The 25,120-nt window shown below is 64.0% G+C and carries 25 protein-coding genes; 9 read left to right on the top strand and 16 right to left on the bottom strand.

All coding sequences use genetic code 11. The features are described 5' to 3' along the window. Positions 1–7: 7 nt before the first annotated feature. The 4 genes from CIT40_RS16135 to CIT40_RS16120 all read right to left on the bottom strand — a co-directional run bounded on the left by CIT40_RS16135 (position 8) and on the right by CIT40_RS16120 (position 3,775). A complete protein-coding gene (locus CIT40_RS16135; RefSeq protein ID WP_094896935.1) occupies positions 8–490 on the bottom strand; it encodes a tripartite tricarboxylate transporter TctB family protein in 483 nt (160 codons plus the stop codon). A 177-nt stretch (positions 491–667) separates the two neighbouring features. After that, positions 668–1,660, bottom strand: a complete 993-nt coding sequence (locus CIT40_RS16130; protein ID WP_094896934.1) for a Bug family tripartite tricarboxylate transporter substrate binding protein — start codon at positions 1,658–1,660, stop codon at positions 668–670. A 51-nt stretch (positions 1,661–1,711) separates the two neighbouring features. Beyond that, positions 1,712–2,971 (bottom strand): CaiB/BaiF CoA transferase family protein, encoded by a 1,260-nt coding sequence (locus CIT40_RS16125; RefSeq protein WP_094896933.1) that lies wholly within the window; start codon positions 2,969–2,971, stop codon positions 1,712–1,714. A 9-nt stretch (positions 2,972–2,980) separates the two neighbouring features. Further along, entirely contained in the window at positions 2,981–3,775 is a 795-nt protein-coding gene (locus CIT40_RS16120) for an enoyl-CoA hydratase/isomerase family protein (RefSeq protein ID WP_094896932.1), read from the bottom strand. 118 nt (positions 3,776–3,893) lie between these two features. Here CIT40_RS16120 and CIT40_RS16115 point away from each other — a divergent pair, with 118 nt between their 5' ends. After that, a complete protein-coding gene (locus CIT40_RS16115; RefSeq protein WP_193550920.1) occupies positions 3,894–4,559 on the top strand; it encodes a GntR family transcriptional regulator in 666 nt (221 codons plus the stop codon). A gap of 162 nt (positions 4,560–4,721) precedes the next feature. Then, positions 4,722–5,693, top strand: a complete 972-nt coding sequence (locus CIT40_RS16110; protein ID WP_094896930.1) for an MBL fold metallo-hydrolase — start codon at positions 4,722–4,724, stop codon at positions 5,691–5,693. A 114-nt stretch (positions 5,694–5,807) separates the two neighbouring features. Here the strand turns inward: CIT40_RS16110 and CIT40_RS16105 are convergent, their stop codons facing one another. Next, positions 5,808–6,221 carry an ASCH domain-containing protein gene (locus tag CIT40_RS16105; protein WP_094896929.1) on the bottom strand — a complete coding sequence of 138 codons (414 nt, stop codon included), beginning with the start codon at positions 6,219–6,221 and terminating at the stop codon, positions 5,808–5,810. 85 nt (positions 6,222–6,306) lie between these two features. After that, the gene (locus CIT40_RS16100; protein WP_094896928.1) at positions 6,307–7,035 is read right to left on the bottom strand and encodes a haloacid dehalogenase type II; all 729 of its coding nucleotides are present in this window, start codon (positions 7,033–7,035) and stop codon (positions 6,307–6,309) included. Positions 7,036–7,139: 104 nt separating this feature from the next. Here CIT40_RS16100 and CIT40_RS16095 point away from each other — a divergent pair, with 104 nt between their 5' ends. Continuing rightward, positions 7,140–8,390, top strand: coding sequence for a hypothetical protein (locus CIT40_RS16095; RefSeq protein ID WP_334265255.1), 1,251 nt, complete (start codon positions 7,140–7,142; stop codon positions 8,388–8,390). A 75-nt stretch (positions 8,391–8,465) separates the two neighbouring features. Here CIT40_RS16095 and glpX read toward each other — a convergent pair whose 3' ends face one another. The 4 genes from glpX to CIT40_RS16075 all read right to left on the bottom strand — a co-directional run bounded on the left by glpX (position 8,466) and on the right by CIT40_RS16075 (position 12,620). After that, entirely contained in the window at positions 8,466–9,467 is a 1,002-nt protein-coding gene (glpX, locus tag CIT40_RS16090) for a class II fructose-bisphosphatase (RefSeq protein ID WP_094896926.1), read from the bottom strand. A gap of 94 nt (positions 9,468–9,561) precedes the next feature. Further along, a complete protein-coding gene (locus tag CIT40_RS16085; RefSeq protein WP_094896925.1) occupies positions 9,562–10,878 on the bottom strand; it encodes a homoserine dehydrogenase in 1,317 nt (438 codons plus the stop codon). A 29-nt stretch (positions 10,879–10,907) separates the two neighbouring features. Next, positions 10,908–12,128, bottom strand: coding sequence for an LL-diaminopimelate aminotransferase (locus tag CIT40_RS16080; RefSeq protein ID WP_094896924.1), 1,221 nt, complete (start codon positions 12,126–12,128; stop codon positions 10,908–10,910). A gap of 216 nt (positions 12,129–12,344) precedes the next feature. Next, positions 12,345–12,620, bottom strand: a complete 276-nt coding sequence (locus CIT40_RS16075) for a hypothetical protein (RefSeq protein ID WP_094896923.1) — start codon at positions 12,618–12,620, stop codon at positions 12,345–12,347. 253 nt (positions 12,621–12,873) lie between these two features. Here CIT40_RS16075 and CIT40_RS16070 point away from each other — a divergent pair, with 253 nt between their 5' ends. Both CIT40_RS16070 and CIT40_RS16065 read left to right on the top strand, forming a co-directional pair. Further along, positions 12,874–14,682, top strand: coding sequence for a PHA/PHB synthase family protein (locus CIT40_RS16070; RefSeq protein WP_162307513.1), 1,809 nt, complete (start codon positions 12,874–12,876; stop codon positions 14,680–14,682). A gap of 64 nt (positions 14,683–14,746) precedes the next feature. Then, the gene (locus CIT40_RS16065; protein WP_094896921.1) at positions 14,747–15,145 is read left to right on the top strand and encodes an MAPEG family protein; all 399 of its coding nucleotides are present in this window, start codon (positions 14,747–14,749) and stop codon (positions 15,143–15,145) included. Between the two features lie 11 nt (positions 15,146–15,156). On the opposite strand, the gene CIT40_RS16060 is transcribed toward CIT40_RS16065, so the two are convergent. From CIT40_RS16060 to CIT40_RS16040, 5 genes are all read right to left on the bottom strand, one after another. After that, positions 15,157–15,750 carry a class I SAM-dependent methyltransferase gene (locus tag CIT40_RS16060; protein ID WP_094896920.1) on the bottom strand — a complete coding sequence of 198 codons (594 nt, stop codon included), beginning with the start codon at positions 15,748–15,750 and terminating at the stop codon, positions 15,157–15,159. A gap of 14 nt (positions 15,751–15,764) precedes the next feature. Further along, complete coding sequence (argC, locus tag CIT40_RS16055) at positions 15,765–16,811, bottom strand: N-acetyl-gamma-glutamyl-phosphate reductase (protein WP_094896919.1); 1,047 nt, start codon at positions 16,809–16,811, stop codon at positions 15,765–15,767. 100 nt (positions 16,812–16,911) lie between these two features. Further along, a complete protein-coding gene (gene argC, locus CIT40_RS16050) occupies positions 16,912–17,892 on the bottom strand; it encodes an N-acetyl-gamma-glutamyl-phosphate reductase (protein ID WP_094896918.1) in 981 nt (326 codons plus the stop codon). Next, on the bottom strand, positions 17,889–18,554 hold the full coding sequence (locus tag CIT40_RS16045) for an FMN-binding negative transcriptional regulator (protein WP_094896917.1): 666 nt from the start codon (positions 18,552–18,554) through the stop codon (positions 17,889–17,891). The genes argC (CIT40_RS16050) and CIT40_RS16045 overlap by 4 nt, the downstream gene beginning before the upstream one ends. Positions 18,555–18,777: 223 nt before the next feature. Further along, positions 18,778–19,308 carry a DedA family protein gene (locus tag CIT40_RS16040; protein ID WP_094896916.1) on the bottom strand — a complete coding sequence of 177 codons (531 nt, stop codon included), beginning with the start codon at positions 19,306–19,308 and terminating at the stop codon, positions 18,778–18,780. A gap of 272 nt (positions 19,309–19,580) precedes the next feature. On the opposite strand from CIT40_RS16040, the gene parE reads away from it, so the two are divergent. From parE to CIT40_RS16020, 4 genes are all read left to right on the top strand, one after another. Next, on the top strand, positions 19,581–21,626 hold the full coding sequence (gene parE / locus CIT40_RS16035) for a DNA topoisomerase IV subunit B (protein WP_094896915.1): 2,046 nt from the start codon (positions 19,581–19,583) through the stop codon (positions 21,624–21,626). Between the two features lie 430 nt (positions 21,627–22,056). Continuing rightward, the gene (locus tag CIT40_RS16030; protein ID WP_094896914.1) at positions 22,057–22,839 is read left to right on the top strand and encodes an outer membrane protein; all 783 of its coding nucleotides are present in this window, start codon (positions 22,057–22,059) and stop codon (positions 22,837–22,839) included. Positions 22,840–23,163: 324 nt separating this feature from the next. Continuing rightward, entirely contained in the window at positions 23,164–23,349 is a 186-nt protein-coding gene (locus CIT40_RS16025) for a hypothetical protein (RefSeq protein ID WP_028144810.1), read from the top strand. A 21-nt stretch (positions 23,350–23,370) separates the two neighbouring features. After that, positions 23,371–24,141: an SDR family NAD(P)-dependent oxidoreductase gene (locus tag CIT40_RS16020; protein WP_094896913.1), complete on the top strand. Its 771-nt coding sequence runs from the start codon at positions 23,371–23,373 to the stop codon at positions 24,139–24,141. 111 nt (positions 24,142–24,252) lie between these two features. Here CIT40_RS16020 and CIT40_RS16015 read toward each other — a convergent pair whose 3' ends face one another. Continuing rightward, positions 24,253–25,017 (bottom strand): outer membrane protein, encoded by a 765-nt coding sequence (locus CIT40_RS16015; protein WP_094896912.1) that lies wholly within the window; start codon positions 25,015–25,017, stop codon positions 24,253–24,255. Positions 25,018–25,120: the final 103 nt, after the last annotated feature.

Genomic DNA, 25,120 nt, shown 5'->3' with positions numbered 1-25,120 from the left:
CCCGCCCTCAGAAGCCGAGTGCGGCGGCGAGCGCGCCGTGCGGCAGGCTGACCTGGAACGCGCGCTCGAAAACGACATAGAGCGCCAGCGCCGTCGCCGCCGCCATCCCCAGCGCGCGCGGCACCGATTGATGCCGGGGGATCGCCAGCACCGCGAAGACATAAAGCGCCGAGGCGACGTACATCCCCGCGAGCGGGATAGCGGCCACGAAAATCGCGGCCGGCACGAACAGGCCGGCCAGCCGGCGCAGCTCGATCGACGTGATCGCGATGGGGACATTGGCCAGGGACGCGACCGGCAACACACCCCGCACCAGGTTGTAGAGGGACCCGAGCACGATGATGGTCCCGGTCAGGAACGGAAACGTGCCGGCGTCGACGCCCGCGCTGGACCAGCCGATGCCGTTGTCGAGGCTCTGGACCACGACGGCCACGCCGAAGGCGCTGGTGAGGATTGCAGTCGCAAGTTCAAGCGCGCGGCGCGAGATCATTGGCAGCTCCGGGGAAACAGTCCTCGTCCTGAGGAGCGCGCTTGGCGCGCGTCTCGAAGAACGGCTCCAGGCGACATTGCATCCGCTGCCATCCTTCGAGACGCCCGCCTACGGCGGGCTCGTCAGGATGAGGACCAGGGCTGCAGTCGGCGGCGCGATCGAAGCCCATCCCCCGCCTCACTTGACCAGCCAGCCCTGCTCGCCCGCGACCTGCTTGACGTGATCGAGGTCCTCCTTGATGAACTTGTCGAACTCGGCACCGGTCAGGAAGGTGTCGACCTGGGAGGTCTTCTCGATGTAGTCCTTCCACTCCGGCGTCGCCTGCACCTTCTTCATGAGGTCGATATAGAACGCAGCCTGATCCGGCGTGACCTTGCCGGGCAACCACACCGTGCGCGGCTGCTCATATTGCTTGATGTCGAGCCCCTGCTCGACGCAGGTCGGAACGTCGCCCCAACCTTCGGTCGCGGTGACCTTGGCGCCCTGCGGCAGCCGCTTCGGACTGAAGACGCAGAGTGGCCGCTGCGTGCCGCCGCGCCATTGCCCCAGGCTTTCGCTGGGATTGTTGACGTGGGAGTCGAGATGTCCGCCGGCGAGCTGCACGGCGGTCTCGGCGCCGCTCTTGAAGGGGATGTAGGTCAGCTTGACCTTGCCGGCCTTCTCGATCATGCGCGTCAAGACCTCATCGGTGTCCTTTGACTGCGCCCCGCCCATCTTGAACTCGCCCGATCCGGCCGCCTTCAGATAGTCGCCCGCATTCTTGTAGGGCGCGTCCTGCTTGACCCAGAGCAGGAACTCGTCCTGCGCCATCGCCGCGATTGGGGTGAGATCGGTGTAGTTGAAGGCGACCTTGGAGACGAGCGGCTGCTGCCAGGCGTTCGAGGTGCCGAAGATCACCTTGTAGGGATCGCCGGCGGAGGCCTTGCCGTAGACATAGCCTTCCGCGCCGCTGCCGCCGCCCTTGTTGACGACGACGATCGGCTGCTCCGTCAGCTTGTGCTTGGTGATGATGTTCTGCACCGCGCGCGCGAGGTTGTCGGTCCCGCCGCCGGGCCCGGCGGTGGCCACGAACTCGATCGGCTTCTGCGGTTGCCAGGCGCTCAGCGCGGGCATCGTGCCGGCGAGCACCGTCGCGGCTGCGGAGAGCATAAATATCGACGTCCGACCCATGATTTCCTCCAGCTGATTTTTGTGATTTATCGTTGTCGTATCGACGTCCGCTCAGGCAACGCGTTCCTCGCGTCTTCCCGATGCCAGGACGATTGCGCCTTCTTTTTCGAGCGCTTCGATCTGCTTCTGGTCGAACCCGTATTCGGCCAGAACCTCGCTCGTATGCTCACCATAGACCGGGGCACCCGAAAGCACTTTGCCTGGGGTCTCTGAAAACTTGACGGGAAGACCGATGGTCTTCACCGGGCCGAGCGTGGAATGCTCGACCTCGACGACCATCTCGCGTGCCAGGGTCTGGGGATCGCTGAGCGCCTCCAGCATGTCGTGCACGGGTCCGCACGGCACGCCCTTCTCGTCCAGCGCCGCGAGCCAGTGCGCCCGTGACTTCGTGCGGAAACGCTCGCTCAGGACCGCTTCGAGCTCCTTGAGATTGGCCATGCGGTCGGCGCCGTTGACGAAGCGCGGATCGGCGGCGAGCTCACTTGCCCCGAGCGCTTCCAGCATCAACAGCCAGTGCTTCTTGTTGGCGCCGCCGACCACGAGCCAGCCGTCGGAGGCCTCGAACGCCTGATACGGCGCATTGAGCGGATGGGCCGAGCCCATCGCGCGCGGCGCGGTGCCCGCGGCGAGCGCGATGGTCGACTGCCAATAGGTCTGCACCAGGGCGGCCTCATAGAGCGAGGTCTCGACCCACTGCCCTTGCCCGGTCTTGAGCCGGTGCGCATAGGCGGCGAGGATGCCCATGCTGGCGAGCAGGCCGGCGGTGATGTCCGAGAGAGGCGGGCCGCATTTGACGGGCGGACCGTCGGGCCGTTCGCCGGTGAAGCTCATGATGCCGCTCATGGCCTGCGCGACGAGGTCGAAGCCGCGGCGGTCCTTGTAGGGACCGGTGCGGCCGAAGCCCGACAGCGAGCAGTAGATCAGCGCCGGGAATTGCTGGTGCAGCGCCTCGTAGCCGAAGCCGAGGCGCTCCATCGCGCCCGGCGCAAAATTCTCGACCAGCACGTCGGCGTCCGCGATCAGCCGCCGCAGCACCTGTTTGCCGCCCTCGGTCTTGAGGTCCAGCACGATGCCGCGCTTGTTGCGGTTCATCATCAGGAAGGACGCCGCCTCCTCGCCGATCTTCGGCGGCACCGAATGACGGGTGTCGTCGCCGTTCGGCGATTTCTCGATCTTGATGACGTCCGCCCCCATGTCGGCGAGCATCAGCGTGCAGGTCGGCCCTGCCATGACATGGGTGAGGTCGACGACCCTGAGGCCGGCGAGCGGCCCCGCACGGCGGGAGGCGGATTGCGATCGATCGCTTTGCATCGGAGCGTCCTATTGGCCGCGCCATTGCGGGGCGCGCTTGTTGAGGAAAGCATCGAGCCCTTCGCGAAAATCCTGGCTCGTGTAGCACATCAGGATGAGGTCCTCGTCTTCGTCTCCCGTTAGCCGCCGTTGCAGCCGGCCGACCGCCTGCTTGGTCGCATTCAGCGTCAACGGCGCATGACTGGCGACGAGCCGGGCCACTTCGTCGGCGCGGCGCTCCAACGCAGCCAGATCTTCGACGATCTCACCGAGCAGTCCGACCCTCGCCGCTTCCGTGGCATCGACCAAACGCGCGGTGAAGATCAGGTCCTTGACGCGCGCGGCGCCGATGAGCGCCGTGAGACGGCCGACATTGGACATCGACAGGCAGTTGCCGAGCGTCCGCGCGATCGGGAATCCCATCTGGGCGCTGCGTGTGCCGATCCGCAGGTCGCAGGCCGCGGCGATACCGGCGCCGCCGCCGGTGCAGAACCCGTTGATCGCCGCGATGGTCGGCACCCGGCATTGTTCGAGCGTGGTCAGGACGCGATCGATCCGCTTCTCGTAGTCGATCGCGTCCTGCAGCGTCTTGAACTCGCGAAACTGGTTGATGTCGGTGCCCGCGGCGAACGCCTTGTCGCCGGCCCCGCGCAGCACCAGCACCTTGATCGCATGATCGCTGTTGGCCTGCTCGCAGATCGCGGCGAGCCGCTCGTACATGGCGAAAGTGAAAGCGTTGCGGGCCTGCGGGCGGTTGAAGGTGATCCGCCCGATGCCGTCGTTGCATTCAAAAACGAGGTCGTCTGCCCCTACCGCCAGGTCCATTTCCCCATATCCTCTTGTTTTTTACATTTTTGAATGCAAAATTCGCGTTTAGCAAGCTGGAACTTGAAAAATAGCGGTCGTCTATCCCAGTTTTGCATTCAAATTGGAGCGCTGGTCCATGCTTCACGAGGAGGTCGTCGGCCGTATCCGCGCCATCCTGCTCGACGGCGAAATCCCGCCGGGTGCGCGGATCCCGGAGCGCGAGCTGTGTGAGCGGCTGGAGATCTCGCGCACGCCGCTGCGCGAGGCGCTCAAGGTGCTCGCCGCCGAGGGGCTGGTGCAGCTTTTGCCGCATCGCGGCTCGCGCGCGGCAAAACTGACCGACAAGGACATGCGCGACCTGTTCGAAGTCTGCCAGGGTCTCGAAGCCCTCGCCGGCGAGCTCGCCTGCGAACGCATCACCGACGCCGAGATCGACGCGATCGCCGCGGCGCATGCGGCCATGGTGCTGCATTATCGTGAGGGTGACCTGATCCAATATTATCGCGGCAATCGCGCCATCCACGAAGGCATCGTGAGCGCGGCCGGTAATCCCGTGCTGACCGGACTCTACACATCCGTGACCGCCCGCATCCGCCGCGCGCGATATGTCACGCCGATGACACCGCAGCGCTGGGCGGTCGCAGTCCGGGAGCATGAAGGCATCTTGAATGCACTTCAGCGCCGCGATGGCGCGGGCCTCTCCCACATCTTGCGGGCGCATTTACGGCACAAGCGCGAAGAAGTCTTGCAGGCAGGTTTTGCGGAGACCGAAGGCGCCGACCTCGCGCGGAGAATTGCGTAACGCGCGAATCCACGGCCGATTGCAGCTACGGACCAATTTGACTTGCGAGCTCATCGGAACCGGCGCAGCATACGCCATGCCGATCGCAGGCGCTTGGCTGCTTCTGGTCGGCCGCAACGCGCAAAGAATTGCGCAAGGTTTAAAACAAAGCGGAGGAAACGAATGACCGTCGATGTCACACGTCGATCCCTACTCACGCTCGGCGCAGGCCTCGGTGCCAGCGCCATGCTCGGCACCAGCGCATTGGCGCGGGCTCCCAAGCTCGGCACCCAGACGCCCTACTGGCACCGCTTCGTACTTGGCGATGCCGAGATCACCGTCGTCTCCGACGGCCCGCTTCCGCTCGGCGATCCCTCCGGAACCTTCACCGGCGTTCCGAAGGAAGAGGTGAAGAAAATGCTGGCGGAAAATTTCCTGTCGCCGGACAACGTCGTGCTCGAGCAGAACTCGCCGATCGTCAACACCGGCGACAAGCTGATCCTGTTCGACACCGGCATGGGCTCATCGAAGATGTTCGGCGCCAGCACCGGGCGGCAACAGAAGAGCATGATGGAGGCAGGCATCAAGCCGGAAGACATCGACGCCGTGGTCTGCTCGCATGCCCATATCGACCACATCGGCGGCATCGTGGATGCCAACGACAAGCCGCTGTTTCCGAACGCCCAGATCTACATCTCCCAGACCGATTTCGACTTCTGGACCGACGAAGGCAAGCTCGGCAGCCCGGCCAAAGACTTCGTCGTTCACGCCCGCAAGAACCTGCTGCCGGTCCGCGAGCGGATCAAGTTCTTCAAGGACGGCGAGGAATTCCTGCCCGGCGTGCAGGCGATCTCCGCGCCCGGCCATACCGTCGGCCACACCATCTTCATGGTGTCGTCGGCCGGCAAATCGTTCGCCTTCCTCGGCGACCTCTCGCACCATTCCGTGCTGCTGCTCGAGCGGCCGCGGATGGAATTCTCCTACGACACCGACCCGAAACAGGCAGCGGAATCGCGCGTAAAATTACTGACGATGCTCGCGGCCAACAAGACGCCGGTGATGTCCTATCACTTCGCCTGGCCGGGCTACGGCCATGTCGCCAAGGCCGGCGACGGCTTCCACTATTATCCCGAACCGATGCAGATGACGCTGTAGGTTCTCGCGATCAGGTTCGGGCGGCGCGAGCCGCCCGGACCATGCGCCAGCGCGCAGGACGACCCTCAGAGCGATCGCATGAACAAGCCGGCACCGCCAATCACGGCTTGGTAGCTATGGCTCCGCCGGAGCATTGCCGAAGACCTCAACCAAGCGAAAACGCTCGCACATCAGCATCATGTCGTCGCTATAGCGTCCAAGTCTGCCGAAGTAGGTCTGATGGGCGCGGCGCCAATAGGCCAGGCTACGGTCACCTTCTCCCTCGTCATAAGCAAACGCATCGTCCACCTCGTTGAAGCGACGATATGTCACCTCGATGGATTCGATGACGCAGCGCGGCTCCGCTCGCCCGTCGAGGACGACCCAGCGCTCACCGGGCGCCGAGGTGTTCGGCTCGTCCTCGGTGCTGCACGTCGCGGTCTTGACACCCTTGATGACGAGTTCGACCAATTCATCCGCAAGCGCGGGATTATCCCCGAATGCAAATGTCCGGAGGTGTCGATAGCGCTCGGGAACCGGTTTGCTCATCGTTTCCACGCCTTGTTATCGTGTCGGCGCCGGCTGGCGGCGTAACGCATCGAAACCGGAGCCTTAGCACCTCACCAGACGCAGTCTAGCAGCCAAGCTTGTCGGCGATCCCGCCAAAATCCTTGGCGACGATGTCCCAGTTGCCGGTGGCCTCGAAGTCGACTTTCTGGAGCGGTCCGTACTCCGTCGGCCGCGCCACGAATGCGGTCTTGAGACCGTTCTTCTGCGCGGCGGCGAGATCGCCATTGTGGGCGGCGACCATCATCACTTCTTCCGGCTTGAGACACAGCAGCTTTGCTGCGCCGAGATAGGTCTCCGGATCCGGTTTGTAGTGCTGGAACAGCTCGGCCGACATGATGAGATCCCACGGCAGGCCGGCGAACTTCGCCATGTTGGTGAGCAACGCGACGTTGCCGTTGGAGAGCGGCGAGATCACGAACCTAGTCTTGAGACGCGTCAGGCCGGCGACGCTGTCCGGCCAGGGGTTGAGGCGGTGCCAGCCCTTGGTGAGATGATCGAGATCGGCGTCAGTGAGACCCTTGATCGCGAACTGCGCAACCAGCTTCTCCAGCGAGCGGCGGTGCAGATCGTCCAGCATGACGTAGCCGCGCTCGGGGTGTTTGCGCACGTCGTCCATCGAGGCCATGTACATGCCGCGCCAGCCGTCGACCAGGGCGGTCCAGTCGGCGCTGATGCCGCGCTGCTTGCTCCACCACATGAAATCGGTGATCAGGCTGGTGCGCCAGTCCACGACGGTGCCGAACACGTCGAAGACAAGGGCTTTGACCACGGTGAGATCGGATGCTCGCGTCATGTTTCGCTCCGCGGATTTTTCCTGCGCCCGGTTGGCTCCGGCTGAGATCGAGGGCTTTAAAGCATGATCCTTTCCATGCAACAATAGCAGTTGTCCGCCAGACCTTGTTCGTCCGCGACGAGCAAAATCTTTCGCCCCAGCGTGCGCATGCATCTGTCATGACAGACTTCCCTGTCGCATACGTTCTGCTCGATCATGCCCACCTTCCGGATGAGGAGGCGTTGATTCAGACATTGCGCACTCGTTATCCCGACGTGCAGTGGAGCCCCGGCGGGGTCTTACGCAGCCACGATGCTGACCATCCGATGTTCATCCGCGCCGGCGATCATCTCATGACGATCCTCATGATGCCGGCGCCGATACCTTACGATCAGGAATTGTGGCAGCGGGCTTCCTGGCTTTGGCCGGAAGCTTTCCACGCCGTTGGCCGGCATCGTGCGCACCTGATCGTGGCGACGATGGGCACTGCCGAAAGCAATAAGGCAACGAAGGCGCTGAATTATACTGAGAAAACACAGCTCACGACCGCTTTTGCCGGGGCCGTGGTCGCGGCATCGCCGGATGTTGCTGCTGTCGTCTGGCAGGGAAAGGTCGGCCGCTCGCCCGAGATGTGGCTGGACCAGTCACTTAACGCCTTTGCTCCCTATCCAGATCAACCCTTCGCATTGTGGATCGAGATCGTCCCCTATCTTGCGGGCAAGACCCTGGGAGCCTTGACGATCGGATTGTCCGCATTCACGGGACGAGAGATCGAATTCGAGGTGGATGGGCTCGATCAACGCACCGTCACCTCCCGTGTCGCCCAGCTTTCATCCAACCTGATTGCCCGCGGCCTGGACGACTGGCCCAAGAGCGGCACCGTGTTCGAGGCCGACTTCGAAATTGATCATCGCGTCGAGATGTTTTACCGCAACTCCCGCTTCAACATCGGGCCCGTCATTTCGTTCGAGTCTTTTGATGATCGATCCGGGAGAGTCAGAACCTTTCCGATCATTCCCTCGACCATCGCCCGAGATCATCCGTTGCTGGTCATGCTTGGCAAAGTCGGGCTTTTCGATCCGGCAAAGGTTCAGAACCTGATCAGGCTCAGGCCGGATCATTATCAATCGGAGGTCCGCCTCGAGGGCTTCGACCGAGCACTTTCGCAGGCCCTGTCCTGCATGATCGCAACGGAAGGCTATGCCGAGGCAGATTCAAACGCACGCCGCGCTCTAGCGAATGGAGATCCGGCGTCCGCCAGGGCCATGCTCCAGCCCTGGGCCGACGAAGTTGGAAAGATTCAATTGGCCCTCAAGGTCGCCCTAACCGTTTGCGACGCGTTCCTGTTCGTCCCCGCGCCGCTCCGCAGCCCATAGCAGACAAGCGTGGAGTCACGTCTGCGGCGCGCGTCCGATCGGATAAGCCGAACGATCGCGCGCGGGCCCGCAGTCTCAGTCCAGATGGAACTTCGCCAGCTCGCGGTGCTCGGCCTTGATGTAGCGCACGGTGCCGGTGACGGAGCGCATCACCACCGTCTCGGTCTCGATCACGCCATCCTTGCGGAATTTGACGCCCGACAGCAGTGAACCGGTCGTGACGCCGGTGGCTGCGAACAGGCAGTCGCCGCGCGCCATGTCCTCGATGCCGTAGATCATCTTGGGATCGTTGACGCCCATCTTGGCCGCGCGCTCGATCTTCTCGGCGGAATCCAGGATCAGGCGGCACTGCATCTGGCCGCCGATGCAGCGCAGCGCCACGGCCGCCAGCACGCCTTCCGGCGCGCCGCCGGTGCCGAGATACATGTCGACGCCGGTGTTGTCAGGATCGGCGCAATGGATCACGCCGGCAACGTCGCCGTCGGTGATCAGGCGCACGGCAGCGCCGGTCGAGCGCACGCTCTCGATGATGCTGGCGTGGCGCGGCCGATCTAGCACGAGAACCGTGATGTTGTCGGGCTGCACACCCTTGGCCTTGGCGAGACGGCGGACGTTGTCGGCCGGCGTCGCGTCGAGATCGACGACGCCCTTGGCGTAGCCCGGTCCGATCGCGAGCTTCTGCATGTAGACGTCGGGCGCGTGCAGCAGCGTGCCGCCGTCGGCCATCGCCATGGTCGCGATCGAGCCCGGCATGTTCTTGGCGCACAGCGTGGTGCCTTCGAGCGGATCGACCGCGATGTCGACCTGCGGGCCGGCGTTCATGCCGACCTTCTCGCCGATGAAGAGCATCGGCGCCTCGTCGCGCTCGCCCTCGCCGATCACGATGGTGCCCTCGATCGGGAGCTTGTTGAGCTCGCGGCGCATCGCATCCACCGCGGCCTGGTCGGCCGCCTTCTCGTTACCGTGCCCGCGCAGGCGCGCCGACGACACCGCCGCCCGCTCCGTCACGCGCACGATCTCCAGCGTCAGAATACGCTCGAGCAATGCGTGCGGAGGGACTTCAATATGGGTCGACATCGGCTCACTCCTTCGAAACGTTTGGGACGGAAATCTCCGTCCGCATCAACTCGCAACACCCACGGTTCGTTCGAACCGCTCGTCTGTTCAAGCTCTAATTCTTCTCGATCCGGATCACCTGCGGCCGTCCGCTGATGACCTTGTCCTTCTGCACGGCCGCGAGCGCGCGGCGCACGGCGTCTTCGTGCGTGGCGTAAGTGATCAGGATGACCGGCACGGGGACCGCCTTGCCGTCGGCTGGCGCAGCGCCGCCATTGGGATGGCGCTGCACGATCGACTCGATCGAAATCTTCTGCTCGGCAAGCCGGGTCGCGATCGCAGCCGCGGTACCGGGGAAATCGCGCGCCAGCAGGCGGATGTAATAGCCGCCCTCGTGCCGCTCCATCGGCGCCTTCTTGGTGTCGCGCAGTTGCGAAATGGGCCGGCCGAACGGGTTGGCCCGGATGCCGCGCGCGACATCGGCGATGTCGGCAACGACGGCGGATGCGGTCGCAGCACCGCCCGCGCCGGGGCCGACCAGCGTGATCGGGGGAATGCCCTCGCCGTCGATCGTAACCGCATTGGTGACGCCCATCACCTGCGCGATCGAGGAGGATTTCGGCACCATGGTCGGATGCACGCGCTGCTCGATGCCCTTGGCGGTGCGAACCGCAACCCCGAGCAGCTTGACGCGGTAACCCAGATCGGCCGCCGCACGCAGATCTTCCGGCGCGATGGAGGAGATGCCTTCGACATACACAGCGCTTTGAGCAACTTTCGTGCCGAAGGCGAGGCTGGCGAGAATGGCGAGTTTCTGCGCGGTATCGTGGCCGTCGACGTCGAAGGACGGGTTGGCCTCGGCATAACCGAGCCGCTGCGCATCCGCGAGGCATTCGGCGAAGGACAGGCCCTCCTGCTCCATCCGTGTCAGGATGTAATTGCAGGTGCCGTTGAGGATGCCGTAGACGCGGTTGATGCCGGTTCCGGCGAGACCCTCGCGCAACGTCTTGATGACGGGGATCGCGGCGCCGACGGCTGCCTCGTAATTCAGCGCACCGCCGTGCTTTTCAGCGGCTTTCGCCAGTTTCAAACCGTGCTTCGCCAGCAGCGCCTTGTTGGCGGTGACGACCGATTTGCCGGCGTTGAGCGCGGCCTCGACGGTGGAGAGTGCCGGGTCGCCGGCGCCGCCCATCAGTTCGACGAAGCAATCGACGTCCGGATGCGTGGCCAGCGCCATGGGATCCCTGACCCATTCGACGCCGCGCAGGTCGATGCCGCGCTTCTTCGCCTTCGAGCGCGCGGTGACGGCGACGACGCGGATGCCGCGGCCGCTGCGGCCTGCGAGCACGCGGGCCTGCGCTTCAATCAAACGGACAACTTCGGCGCCCACGGTGCCGAGCCCCGCTATGCCCACTTTCAGGGGTGCAACCATGATGACTTAGAAAACCTGCCGAAGAGAACTTAACGCCGATTGGCGAGCGGAACGACGTTGTGCAACGTTTCGATGCCGCTTTCAAGGAAGCGTCGCACGCCGCGTGCGGCCTGCCTGATCCGTTGCTCGTTTTCCACCATGGCGATGCGGACATATCCTTCGCCATGCTCGCCGAAGCCGACGCCGGGCGAGACCGCGACACCGGATTTCTCCACCATCAGGGTTGCGAATTGCATGCTGCCGACGCTGCGGAAGGCTTCAGGCAGCGGCACCCAGGCGAACATCGAGGCCTCCGGCGGCGGGATCTCCCAGCCGGCGCGGCCGAACGATTCCACCAGCGCGTCGCGGCGCTTGCGGTAAGTATCGCGCATCTCCCTGATGCAATCGTCCGGGCCGTTCAGTGCGGCGGTCGCCGCGACCTGCACCGGCGTGAAGGCACCGTAATCGAGGTAGGATTTGACGCGGGCAAGAGCTGCGATGACGCGCTCATTGCCGACCGCAAATCCCATGCGCCAGCCGGCCATCGAATAGGTCTTCGACATCGAGGTGAACTCGACGGTGACGTCGATCGCGCCGGGCACCTGGAGCACCGAGGGCGGCGGGTTGTTCTCGTCGAAATAGACCTCGGCATAAGCGAGGTCGGACAGGATCAGGATCTCGTGCTTCTTGGCGAACGCAACGAGGTCCTTGTAGAAATCGAGGCTCGCCACATAGGCGGTCGGGTTCGACGGATAGCAGACGACGAGCGCGAGCGGCTTCGGGATCGAATGCACGATCGCCCGCTCGGCCGCCTCGAAGAATTCCGGCGTCGGCTCGGAGGGCACCGAGCGGATCACGCCGCCGGCCATCAGGAAGCCGAAGGCGTGAATCGGATAGCTCGGATTCGGGCAGAGGATGACGTCGCCGGGCGCGGTGATCGCCTGCGCCACGTTGGCAAAGCCTTCCTTGGAGCCCAGCGTGGCCACGACCTGGGTGTCCGGGTTGAGCTTCACGCCAAAGCGGCGGGCATAGTAGCCGGCCTGGGCCTTGCGCAGGCCGTTGATCCCTCGGGACGCCGAGTAGCGGTCGGTCCGCGGCTTGCCCAGCGTCTCCTTCAGCTTCTCGAGCACATGCGCCGGGGCCGGCAGGTCCGGGTTGCCCATGCCGAGGTCGATGATGTCGGCGCCGGCATTCCGCGCGGCCGCCTTGGCCCGATTGACCTGCTCGAACACGTAAGGCGGAAGGCGGCGGATGCGGTAAAATTCTTCCATGGCTCTCTGGGCTCCGGGGCAACCGGTCAGGACAGAATCGACAGGCCGGGACGGCAATTCGGAAAGGCGTCCATCCTCGTCGAGAAAATTACTCAAAATCAAATGCTTAGAGCAATCATCGACGACGAAGACTGAAGTCGTTCGCCCTGACTCTCGGCTGAACCGGGATCTTTTAGCACGGCAAGGCGGGGGCGCCAGCGATTACGTTGGAGCGGCTCATTTCGCATCCTTGCCGGCGACCGCCTGGCGATCGCGCGCGGCGGCGAGCTCGGCCTCGATCTTGGCGCGCTGCTCCGGCGTGATGACCGCCTGATCGCGATCCGGCGGCAGGTCGTGCACCGGCAGATAGGTGCCGGGCTCCCTGGGATGCGCCTGCGCGTCCGTCGGGGTCATATCCGCGAGCTGGCTCGAGCAACCGCCGACGGCGAGCGCCGCGATCAGCAGCGCGCCGCGGATCGGCAGCGTCTTTTGCAGGTCCCATAACGCCAACACCTGGGAAATCCCCTACTCGTCCCAAAGCACGGCCCCGGGCAATCTTACCCAAGACCGCGCCCAAGCTCAAACCATTGCTGCCCAAATGGTGCGAGCGAGAAAACAGCCATTGCCCACCAAACCGAGCCGTGCGGCCCGAATGTGACGGAACCGAGAAGATTTGTCGCAGTGCAACACATCTTCGAGAGGGTTTAACGTCAAACATGCGAGCTTCGCGGTGACGAATACGGAATGAATCGTTACTGTTCTGCTCATGAGTATGGCCACGACCGATACGCCCAAACCCGAGCCGAAGTTCGATGCGGAAGCCTTTGCGATGAATGTCGCGCGGGCGATGGAGAACGGCGGCAAGGCGCTCGCCGCCTATCTGAAGCCGCGCGAAAGCGGCGAGGTGCAGGATCGCCCGCCGGCCGAACTCACCGAAGTCGTCAAGACCTTCACGTCGGTTGCCGAGTACTGGCTGTCGGATACGTCCCGCTCCTCCGATCTGCAGATCAAGCTCGCCAAGGACTATCTCGACCTCTGGGGTTCGGCGGCGCGCCGCATGGCCGGCCAGGACGCAGCGCCCGCAATCGCGCCCTCGCCGCGCGACAAGCGCTTTGCCGACCCGGAGTGGAAATCAAACCAGTTCTTCGATTTCGTCATGCAGCTCTATCTGCTCACGACCAGATGGGCGCAGGAGCTGGTGCGCGACGCCGAGGGGCTCGATCCGCAGACCCGCCGCAAGGCGGAGTTCTACATGCAGCAGCTCACCAACGCGCTGTCGCCCTCCAACTTCGTGCTGACCAATCCGGAAGTGCTGCGCGAGACGATGGCGAGCAGCGGCGAGAATCTGGCGCGCGGCCTGAAGATGCTGGCCGAGGACATCGCCGCCGGCAATGGCATGCTGAAGATCCGCCAGTCCGATCCGGACAATCTCGTCGTCGGCGTCAACATGGCGACGACGCCGGGCAAGGTGATCTACCAGAACGAGTTGATGCAGCTGATCCAGTATTCGCCGACCACGGAGACGGTGCTGCGCACCCCGCTCCTGATCGTGCCGCCCTGGATCAACAAGTTCTACATCCTCGATCTCAAGCCGGAGAAATCCTACATCAAATGGTGCGTCGACCAGGGCATCACCGTGTTCGTGATCTCATGGGTCAATCCCGACAAGCGGCTCGGCAACAAGAGCTGGGAAGACTACATGAAGGAAGGCCCGCTCACGGCCATGGACGTGATCGAGAAGGTCACCGGCGAGATGAAGGTGCACACCGCCGGCTATTGCGTCGGCGGCACCATGCTCGCGACCACGCTGGCCTGGCTCGCCGAGAAGCGCCGCCAGCGGGTGTCGTCGGCGACGTTCTTCGCGGCACAGGTCGACTTCAGCCATGCCGGCGACCTCCTGGTGTTCGTCGACGAGGAGCAGATCGCATCGCTGGAGCAGGACATGAAGGCCGCCGGCGTGCTCGAAGGCTCGAAGATGGCGATGGCCTTCAACATGCTGCGCTCCAACGATCTGATCTGGTCCTACGTCGTCAGCAACTATCTGAAGGGCAAGCAGCCGAGCGCATTCGACCTGTTGCACTGGAATTCCGACGCGACACGCATGACGGCATCGAACCATTCCTATTATCTGCGCAATTGCTATCTTGAGAACCGGCTCTCCACCGGCACGATGGTGCTCGACAACACGCTGCTCGATCTCTCCAAGGTCAAGGTGCCCGTCTACAACCTCGCCACCCGCGAGGACCACATCGCGCCCGCTGAATCGGTGCTGTACGGCTCGCAGTTCTTCGGCGGTCCCGTGAAATACGTGCTGTCGGGCTCGGGCCACATCGCCGGCGTGGTCAATCCGCCCGCCTCGAACAAGTATCAGTACTGGACCAACGACAACATCAAGGACGTCAACGTCGCCGAGTGGCTGAAGGGCGCGGTCGAGCACAAGGGCTCGTGGTGGCCGGACTGGCGGCAGTGGCTGGGCGAGCTCGATCCGGAGCAGGTCCCCGCCCGCATACCGGGCGGCAACGCCTTCCCGCCGATCGAGGACGCGCCCGGCAGCTATGTCAGGGTTCGCGCATAGCGGAATCTTCCACGCTTTTGTATAGACTCGCGCTCAACGCAGCGACGACAGAGGGGATCGAACCATGACGCGCGAATTGTTCTGGCTGACACTGACGGTGATCCTGACCGGGATCCTCTGGATTCCCTACACCATCAACCGGTGCCAGATCCGCGGTCTCTCCGGCGCGATGGCCAACCCCTCGCGTGGTGACAAGCCGCAGTCGGAATGGGCGAACCGCCTGATGTTCGCGCACGACAATGCGGTCGAGAACCTGATCGTATTCGCACCGCTCGTGCTGATCCTGAATGCGATCGACTATTCCTCGAAATGGACCGTGCTCGCCTGCGCCGTTTATTTCTGGGCCCGCGTCGCGCATCTGATCGTCTACGCGCTCGGGATTCCCGTGTTCCGCACGCTGGCCTTCACCGTCGGCTTCCTCGCCCAGGCCGTGCTGGCGCTGGCGATCTTCAAGCTGGTGTGAGCGAGCGGCGCTCAGCCGCTCTTCTGGGCGACGACGAACAGCATCGATGCCGGCTTGTCGTCGAAGCCCTTGACCTCGCCGGTGTCGATCAACACCTCGCTCCAGTCGCCCGCCTCTGCGTAGGTCGCCCGCAGCCAGTCCGGCGAGGGATAGTTGTAGTAGCGGTTCAGCGTGTCGCGGCCGTCGACCTCGCCGGTCTTGTAGCTGGCGTAGAAAAAGCCACCGGGCTTCAACGCACGCCGGATGCGCCCGAGAACGCCCGCGAGCTCGGGTCTCGGCACGTGCAGCAGGCACGCATTGGCCCAGACGGCGCCATAGGCCTCGGTGTCGTCGAGCTGGTCGAACAACAGGGTCTCGACGGGGCGCCCAAGGCGGCGTGAGGCGACTTCCGCCATTTCCGGCGATCCGTCGCTGGCGCGAACCGCGAAGCCACGCGCCAGCATTTCGGCCGTGTCGCCACCGGCCCCGCATCCGAGTTCGAGAATGGAAGCGCCCGGCATGAGCCGGGACAGAAACGCCGTCAGCCGCGCCTTGCGCGAAGTGATCTCGCGCTGGGCATAGGCTTCGGCGTTGCTCCGGTAGAATTGCAAGGTCGCTTCGTCCACCGCAGCACCTCGTTTCACGGAAACAGCGCGATCTGCTCCAGTCCCGTCGTCTCGGGCAACCCGAACATCAGGTTCATGTTCTGGATCGCTTGCCCGGCCGAACCCTTCACCAGATTGTCGAGCGTGGAAATCACGATCGCCCGGTTCCTGATACGGTCGGCGACGACGCCGATCTGCACATAGTTGGAGCCGCGTACATTCTGGGTCTGCGGCAGCACGCCCTTCCGCGCGACATGCACGAAGGGCTCGTTGGCATAGGCCCGTTCCAGCGCGGCTCGCAGATCGTCCGGCGTCGCGCCGGTGAGCTTGACGTAGGACGTGCAGAGTTCGCCGCGCGCCATCGGAATGAGATGCGGCGTGAAGTTGATCGTCACCGCGGAGCCTGCGGCGACGCCGAGCTCCTGCTCGATCTCGGGCGCGTGCCGGTGGGTTCCGACCGAATAGGGCGACAGCCCCTCGCCCGCCTCGCTGAACAACGTATTCTGTTTCAGCCCGCGGCCGGCGCCGGTCACGCCCGATTTCGCGTCGATGATGATGTCGTCGACGTCGATCAGTCCGGCTTTCGCCAGCGGCACCAGCGCGAGCAGCGCCGCCGTGGGATAGCAGCCGGGACAGGCGACCAGCCGCGCCGATGTGATCTGCTCGCGATAGAATTCGGTCAGTCCATAGACCGCTTCTCCCTGGAGCTCGAGCGCCCGGTGCTCATGGCCGTACCATTGCGCATAGGTGTCCTTGTCCCGCAGCCTGAAATCGGCGGACATGTCGAGCACCTTGATTTCAGGATTTGCCTTGAGGACAGCGGCGATGATTTCCTGGGTGGTGCCGTGCGGCAGCCCGCAGAACACCGCATCGAGCTTGCTCCAGTCGACCTTTTCCCAGTCAACGAGTGTCGGCAGGTCCAGCATGAAGAAATGCGGAAACACGTCGCCCATCGACTTGCCGGCGTGGGTGTTGGCGGTCAGCGCGACGATCTCGGCATTCGGATGCCGCGCCAACAGGCGCACTGCGTCCGCCCCGGTGTAACCGGAGGCGCCGAGAATGCCGATCTTCTTCGAGCTCATCACGCGTCCCTTTTAGGCGTCATTGATCGGTCTTGCCGGGGCAGAAAATCGTAGCATCGCGCCGTCCAACGGGTTGGCGCCGCGAGCAACGTTCGATCAGCTACTCCTCTGCCAGCCCCAGCATCAGCCGCATGTTCTGCACGGCTGCACCGGAGGCACCCTTGCCGAGATTGTCGAGCCGGGCGACCAGCACCGCCTGGTGATATTTGTCGCTGGCGAAGACGTAGAGCTCGAGCATGTTGGTCTCGTTCAGCGCTTCCGGCTCGATCCGCCCGCCCTTCGATGCTTCGTTCTGCAGCGGCATCGCCTTGACGTATTTCGAGCCGTCGTAGCGTTTGGCGAGCGCAGCCTGGAGATCGGCACCGCCGGGCTTGCCGGGCAGCGTGTCGAGTTGCAGCGGCACCGAGACCAGCATGCCCTGCCGGTAGTTGCCGACCGACGGAACGAAGATCGGCCGCCGCGTCAGGTTCGAATAGAGCTGCATCTCCGGCAGATGCTTGTGCTCGAAGCCGAGGCCGTAGAGCTCGAAGGACGGCGCACTGCCGTCTTCGAAGCTTGCGATCATCGACTTGCCGCCGCCGGAATAGCCGCTCACCGCGTTGACGGTGACGGGATAGTCTGATGGCAGCAGGCCGGCATCGACGATCGGCCGCAGCAGCGCGATCGCGCCGGTCGGATAGCAACCGGGATTGGAGACCTTCTTCGCCGCCTTGATCTTGCCGGCCTGGTCCGGCGTCAGTTCCGGAAAGCCGTAGGCCCAATCGGGCGCGACGCGGTAGGCGGTCGAGGCGTCGAGCACCTTCGGGCCCGAGCCGCCCATGCTGTCGACCAGCGCGACCGTCTCCTTGGCGGCATCGTCGGGCAGGCAGAGGATGACGAGGTCCACCTCCTCCATCAGCGCCTTCTTGGCAGCGGGGTCCTTGCGCTTGTCGTCAGGGATCGTCTTCACGACGACGTCTTTCTGGTGCTTCAGTCGCTCGTTGATGCCGAGACCGGTGGTGCCGGAGCCGCCGTCGACGAAGACGGTTGCGGGGTTGGTGGCAGCGCCCTTCGGGGCCTGTTTGATGTCAGCGAGGCTCATGGCGCGCTCCCTTCGAGCATGTTCGTGTCGTCTGCGAAAACCTGCGGCCTTGCCTGCCGCATCAAATGTGAGATCTGCCTGGCGTCGGCATCGCCGGCACTGAGCGCATTGGCGATCGCCGTATAGTCGGCGTCGGATTTGTGCTGGTTGAGCTTGAAGCTGCCTTCGACCTCCTCAACATTCATAACCAGGCCCACGATCGCCTTCTTCATCGCCTCGAGCCGTCCGGCCGTCATCTTGTCCGACGTCCACGGCGTCTTCGGCAACAGCCAGTTCTCGAACTTGTCGCTGAGCGTGTCGATCTGCACCGCCAGCTCGTCATCCGACAACATCCGCACCGGCCCGCTCAGATGCACCGACTGGTAGAGCCAGGTCGGCACCTGGTCCGGCGAGACATACCAGTCCGGCGAGACATAGGCATCGGGGCCGTTGACCGCGAGCAGCCAGGACGCATCGCCGCTTGCGAGCTTTAGCAGCGGATTGTGACGGGCGACATGAAAGGCAGCCTGCGGCGTGCCGTCGGCGGCGTAGGTCAGATAGAACGGCAGCGGCGAAGCCACCGGCTTCTTGCCGTCAAAGGCACACATGGTGCCGAAGCCGCGCTCTTCGGCGAATTTCAGGCTCGCGGCGCGGTCCTGCTTGAAAAAGGGTGGCGTGTACATCGTGGTCTCCTGCTAGCCTCTTTGGGGGCCGCCGGATCAGATCGCGCTGACAGGAGAGAGAATGCCGCGGATCGGATCCAGCGGCAAAGACGATGATCTCAAACGCGATCGACCGCCCAAACCGCAAGACTGCGGCGGCGGCGACGGGCGAACAGGATGGTCGCGGCGTTGATCATGGCGCGCGGCTATAAGGCTAGATCAGGCTTTCGTCAAGGTTTCGGCGTCAGATCACCCGCCAGATCCATTCCATGATCTTGGCCAGCACGTCGCCGAACAGCAGGAGCACGGCCGACCAGATCAGGGCCGAGACGAAATTGGCGGCCTGGAAGCTCCAATAAGGCATCTCGAAGATGCCGGCCGCCAGCGGCACCGAAGCACGCAAGGGGCCGAAGAAGCGGCCGATGAAGATGCTGGGGATGCCCCAGCTGCGCACGAAGGCCTCGCCTCTGGGCAGCAGTTCCGGATAGCGCGAGAGCGGCCACATCTGGGCGACCTTCTCCTTGTAGCGGTAGCCGAACCAGTACGAGACCCAGTCGCCCAGCGCCGCGCCGAGGCCGCCAGCGATCCAGACCGGATAGAAGCTGATGCCGCTCACCCCGATCAGCGCACCGATCGCGACCAGCGCGCCCCAGGCCGGGATCAGCAGCGAGATGAAGGCCAGCGACTCCCCGAAGGCGAGCACGAACACGATCGGAGCGGCCCAGGCCTGGTGAGCGCGCACGAAATCGGCCAGGGCGTGCGCAAACTGCTCCATCTAAAAAAGCCTTCCCGCCCCGTCTCAAGGTGCTGCTCGATGAAAAAGACTGGTAAGCCAAGGGCTTGTGTGACATCAAGTCACAAAACTCGGCTGGGCCCGGACAACCGGTCAAATTGCCGGCAATTGCAGGGCCTGCGGCGTAAATTCGCCGGGATTGGCTTCCAACCACGCCGCCCGGCCCGCCTCGCGGTAACCTTTCCAAGTCAGAAGTGGCATAGTCGGCCCAACCGATTCGCCGCTGATGCGGCCCTCAAAGCGTATCAAGATATATGTCCAAGCAGTTGAAGCCAAAAGCAAAAGACGATTTTTTCGGTGGCGACGAGCCGAAACCCCGCGGCGCCCCCAAGGCGGCGCCGCGCGGAACCGGCGGCGAAGCTGACTACACCGCGGCCGACATCGAGGTGCTCGAAGGCCTGGAACCGGTGCGGCGGCGGCCCGGCATGTATATCGGCGGCACCGACGAGAAGGCGCTGCATCATCTGTTCGCCGAAGTCATCGACAACTCGATGGACGAGGCGCTGGCCGGACACGCGACCTTCATCGGTGTCGAGCTCTCCGCGGATGGTTTCCTCACGGTCACCGACAATGGCCGCGGCATCCCGATCGATCCGCATCCGAAGTTCCCGAAAAAGTCGGCGCTCGAAGTCATCATGTGTACGCTGCATTCGGGCGGCAAGTTCGACAGCAAGGTCTACGAGACCTCGGGCGGCCTGCACGGCGTCGGCATCTCCGTGGTGAATGCCCTCTCCTCGCTGCTCGAGGTCGAGGTCGCGCGCAGCCAGAAGCTTTACCGGATGACGTTCGAGCGGGGCCACCCGAAGGGCAAGCTCGAGGACCTCGGCAAGATCAACAACCGCCGCGGCACGCGGGTCCGCTTCAAGCCCGATACCGACATCTTCGGCGCCAAGGCTGCGTTCAAGCCGCAGCGTCTGTTCAAGATGACGCGCTCGAAGGCGTACCTGTTCGGCGGCGTCGAGATCCGCTGGAATTGCGCGCCCGAGCTGCTCAAGGGCATCGAGGACGTACCGGCCGAAGCCACGTTCCACTTCCCCGGCGGCCTCAAGGACTATCTTGCGGCTGCAATCCACGCCGACACGCTGGTGCACCCGGATATCTTCTCCGGCAAGTCGGGCCGCAACGGCGCCCATGGCGCCTGCGAATGGGCGGTGGCATGGACCGCGGATGCCGACGGCTTCCTGTCCTCCTACACCAATACCGTCCCGACACCCGATGGCGGCACGCACGAATCCGGCCTGCGCAGCGCGCTGCTGCGCGGCCTGAAGGATCACGCCGAGCGCGTCGGCCAGGGCAAGCGCGCTTCCTCCATTACGTCGGAGGACGTGATGGTCGGTGCCGCCGTGATGCTCTCGGTGTTCGTGCGCGAGCCCGAATTCCAGGGCCAGACCAAGGATCGTCTCGCAACGGCGGAAGCGCAGCGCATCGTCGAACAGGCGATGAAGGATCCGTTCGACCATTGGCTGTCGGGCAATCCGAACATGGCCAACAGGCTGCTCGATTTCGTGATCGACCGCGCCGAGGAACGGCTGCGGCGGCGGCAGGAGAAAGAGACCGCGCGGAAAACCGCCGGCAAGAAGCTGCGCCTGCCCGGCAAGCTCGCCGACTGCACCGACGCCGGCACCGACGGCTCCGAACTCTTCATCGTCGAAGGCGACTCGGCCGGCGGCAGTGCCAAGCAGGCGCGTGATCGCAAGACGCAAGCGGTGCTGCCGTTGCGCGGCAAGATCCTCAACGTCGCCTCCGCCGGCAAGGACAAGCTGACGGCGAACGCGCAGCTCTCCGACCTCGTGCAGGCGATCGGCTGCGGCCAGCTCCTGCAATACCGCGAAGAGGATCTGCGCTATCAACGCATCATCATCATGACCGACGCCGACGTCGACGGCGCCCACATCGCCTCGCTCCTGATCACCTTCTTCTACCGGCAGATGCCGCGGCTGATCGACGAAGGCCACCTCTTCCTCGCGGTGCCGCCGCTCTACAAGCTCACCCACGGCACCAAGTCGGTCTACGCGCGCGACGACAAGCACAAGGAAGCGCTGATCAAGAGCGCGTTCAATGCCAACGCCAAGGTCGAGGTGAACCGCTTCAAAGGCCTCGGCGAGATGATGCCGGCGCAGCTCAAGGAGACCACGATGGATCCAGCCAAGCGCACGCTGCTCAAGGTGGTGCTGCTCGCCGACGACCGCGATACCACCGCGGATTCGGTGGAGCGCCTGATGGGTACCAAGGCCGAGGCGCGATTCGCCTTCATCACGGACAAGGCCGAATTCGCCAGCGACGAGCTGCTGGACGTCTGAGTCTGCGGCGCAGTAGCGCTCCGTCGAGAGCCCCGGCGAAAAGCCGGGGCTCTTTTGCGTTCAGGGGGCGCGACAACGTCGCCGCGGCCGGCATGGCATTGAGCGACTCGCAGGGCCGTCGCTGCGACTCGGCCAACGACTCACGGCGCTCAAGCCGAGGCACGGCTGCCTCTATTTCGGACAAGGTCGAATTTCCTAACGAAATCCTACCCGAATTTGAAATTGGGGAATCCGATCAAGTTATTGATTATATGCAATTATTTCAGATTTCGGCAATTGCCGCCGAAATACCCGCGCACCGGCGTTTTCCGGCGACTGTGCTTGCCCGGCAACAGCATTTCGGCAGGAAACGTCTATAGTCCGGGCATCAGTTGACACGAACTCCAGTGCGCTCGCGCCTGCTACACAGACCAAGGTTGGGGATTTTGACATGAAGAAGATTTTGCTCGCTCTGACCGCGGTTGCCGCGATGACCGGTTCGGCCTCGGCCGCTGATCTCGGTGCCCGTCCCTACGTGAAGGCCCCCATGCCGGCGCCCGTCGCCAACTGGACCGGCTTCTACGTGTTCGGCGGCGGCGGCGGTGGCCTCTCCAACGCCGACCAGCACGTCCAGACCACGGGAACCAACACCGCGCTGACGATCGACCAGCGCCAGGGTGGCTCCGGTTGGTTCGGCACGGTCGGCGCCGGTTACGACTGGCAGTTCAGCGGCACCTGGGTCGCCGGCGTGTTCGCTGACGGTCAGTTCGGCAGCCTCCGCGCCACCATTCAGGATCCGATCGGCGGCCTCACCGGCAACCAGAAGCTTGAAACCTCCTGGGCCGCTGGTGTTCGCCTCGGCTGGTTGGTTGCCCCGAACGTTCTCTCCTACGTCAACGGCGGTTACTCCGGCGCTCACTTCGGCCAGACCAACTTTACGAACGTTGTGGGCACTCCGGCTGGCATCCACTTGAACAGCTACAACCGCAATGGTTGGTTCGTCGGTGGCGGCGTCGAGAACAGCCTGAACATCTTCGGCGTCTCCTCGCCCGGCTGGTTCATGAAGACCGAGTATCGTTCGGCCTTCTACAACACCAAGACCCAGAACGAGCTGTTCGACGGCACCAACGCCCTGGTCGGCCGCGACATCCGCGCCAACAGCTGGAACCAGACGATCTCGACCTCGCTGGTCTACCGCTTCAACTGGACCGGTCCGGTCGTCGCCAAGTACTGAGCGACCAAGGACTGATCCGAACGCAAGTTCAGACGTCAAAGCCCCGGCCATCGCCGGGGCTTTTTCGTTATGGATTGGTCGACGACCTAAGCTCGATTTCGGCGCCATACGCAGCGGCGAGCCGGACATCGGTCACTCACCAGAATTCGGTGATCGCGCGCCCGCGTATCGCGACATGCGCCGGGCTTCGCCGCGTTGGCCTCTGCCGGCCGCGCCATTGTATCCGAACCGAAGCTGCGGTTACTGTGCGCCCCAAGCTTTCGTGGCCACGGCAATCGTTCATGCCGCGAGTCGCGAGGGAAGCGGACCGACGGGGAGGAATGCATGCGCAGATTTCTGCTTGTAGCAGGCCTGTTTGCCCTCGCCGTCGGGCTGCTCTGGATCGGACAGGGCACGGGTACGGTTCCCTGGCCGCGATCGAGCTTCATGGTCAACCAGCTGCATTGGGCCGGCTATGGCGCCGCCATGGCCGGCTTCGGGCTGGTGCTGATCTGGCAGAGCAACCAATAAAAGAAACCAGGGAATACAAGCATGACATCCAGCCGGTTCGATCTCCGCGGCAAGGTCGCGATCGTCACGGGAGGTAATGGTGGCATCGGGCTCGGGATGGCGCGCGGCCTTGCCGATGCCGGCGCCGACATCGCCGTGGTCGGACGCAACGAAGCCAAGTCCAAGGCAGCAGTCGAAGATCTCAGGCAGCGCGGCATCAAGGCGATCGCGGTTGCGACCGACGTCACCGACAAGGCAGCAATCGAGGCCATGATCGCGCGCGTGGTGAAGGATCTCGGCCGCATCGACATCCTCGTCAACAACGCCGGCATGAGCATCCGCAAGCCGCCGCACGAGCTCGAACTCGACGAGTGGAACACGGTGATCCAAACCAACCTCACCAGCGCCTTCCTGTGCTCCAAGCTCGCCTACCCGGCCTTGAAGGCGTCAGGCAACGGCAAGGTGATCAACATCGGCTCGATGATGTCGATCTTCGGCGCGAGCTTCGCCACCGCCTATGCTGCGAGCAAGGGCGGCATCGTGCAGTACACGCGGGCCTGCGCCAATGCCTGGGCGCCCGACAACATCCAGGTCAATGCGATCCTGCCGGGCTGGATCGACACCGACCTCACCCGCGGCGCGCGGCAACAGGTATCGGGATTGCACGAGCGGGTGCTGGCGCGCACGCCTGCGGGGCGCTGGGGCGACATCGACGATTTCGCCGGCATCGCCGTGTTCCTGGCATCGCCCGCATCGAACTTCGTCACGGGCACCGCGATCCCCGTCGATGGCGGCTTCTCGGTGATGGCCTGAGGCCGGACCGCACGAGATCCGACGACGCAAAAAAGAAGCCCCGGACAAGTCCGGGGCTTTGAATTTTGGCAGTGCTTTTTTTGATCGTTGGTCGCGTTGCGGTCGACTTGCTCAGTAACGGATGGTCGGGGCGTCGAACTTGTAGCTCGCGCGCACGACGGCCCATTGAATGTCGCGCGGCTTGGCATCGAAGGTGTAATTCCCTGAGGTGCCGCCGAGCTGATAGGTCTGGCTGCCGAAGGCCGCGTAATTGTATTCGAGGCCGACGATCCAGTTGCGGGTGACGCCGTATTCCCAGCCGGCGCCGACGGTCCAGCCGTTGGCCCAGTGAGTCTGACCGCCGGAGCCCGTCGCCGGACCAACCGTGTCGGTCACCGAGAGACGATTGTTCACGCCGGCATAGCCACCCTTGATGTAGAAGAGGTTGTTCTGCACGGCGAAGCCGGCGCGGCCGACCACGGTCGCGAGCACGTTGGCGCGCCAGGAGAACACGTCGTCCCCTGCACCGAACGCGGTGTTCGTGAACGAGCCCTTGTTGTCGAGGCCGGAGATCGTGCCTTCCATGCCGAACACGTAGTTGTTGGCCTGCCAGTTGTAGCCGATCTGGGCGCCGCCCATGATGCCTGCGCTGCGCTGACGATAGCCCTGGCCCGGGACGAGATCGCCGAACGGCGCGCCGATCCCGTTGTTGATGAACTGCTCGTTGGTCCACGCGCCGCCGATGTGGCCGCCGACATAGAAGCCGGTCCAGTTGAACAGCGGCTCCACGTAGGCGGGCGCCTTCGTGTAGCGCGCGCCGAGATCGGCGGCGGAGGCCGCGCCGGTCGAAACCAGAGCTGTCGTGCAGGCAAAGGCGGCAATCAACTTGTTACGCATGGTACACCCCGTGTCCTTTGATGCACGCACGGTCACAGACGGGTGTTACTAAAATTCGAATCAACAGAGTTAACGCGGCGCATGGCACGCACTGGCCCGCAAA

It is taken from the genome of Bradyrhizobium amphicarpaeae (genome assembly GCF_002266435.3).
Lineage (GTDB): Bacteria > Pseudomonadota > Alphaproteobacteria > Rhizobiales > Xanthobacteraceae > Bradyrhizobium > Bradyrhizobium amphicarpaeae.
Note: the sequence above shows the minus strand (reverse complement) of the source record. Positions and strands in the feature narration are given on the sequence as shown.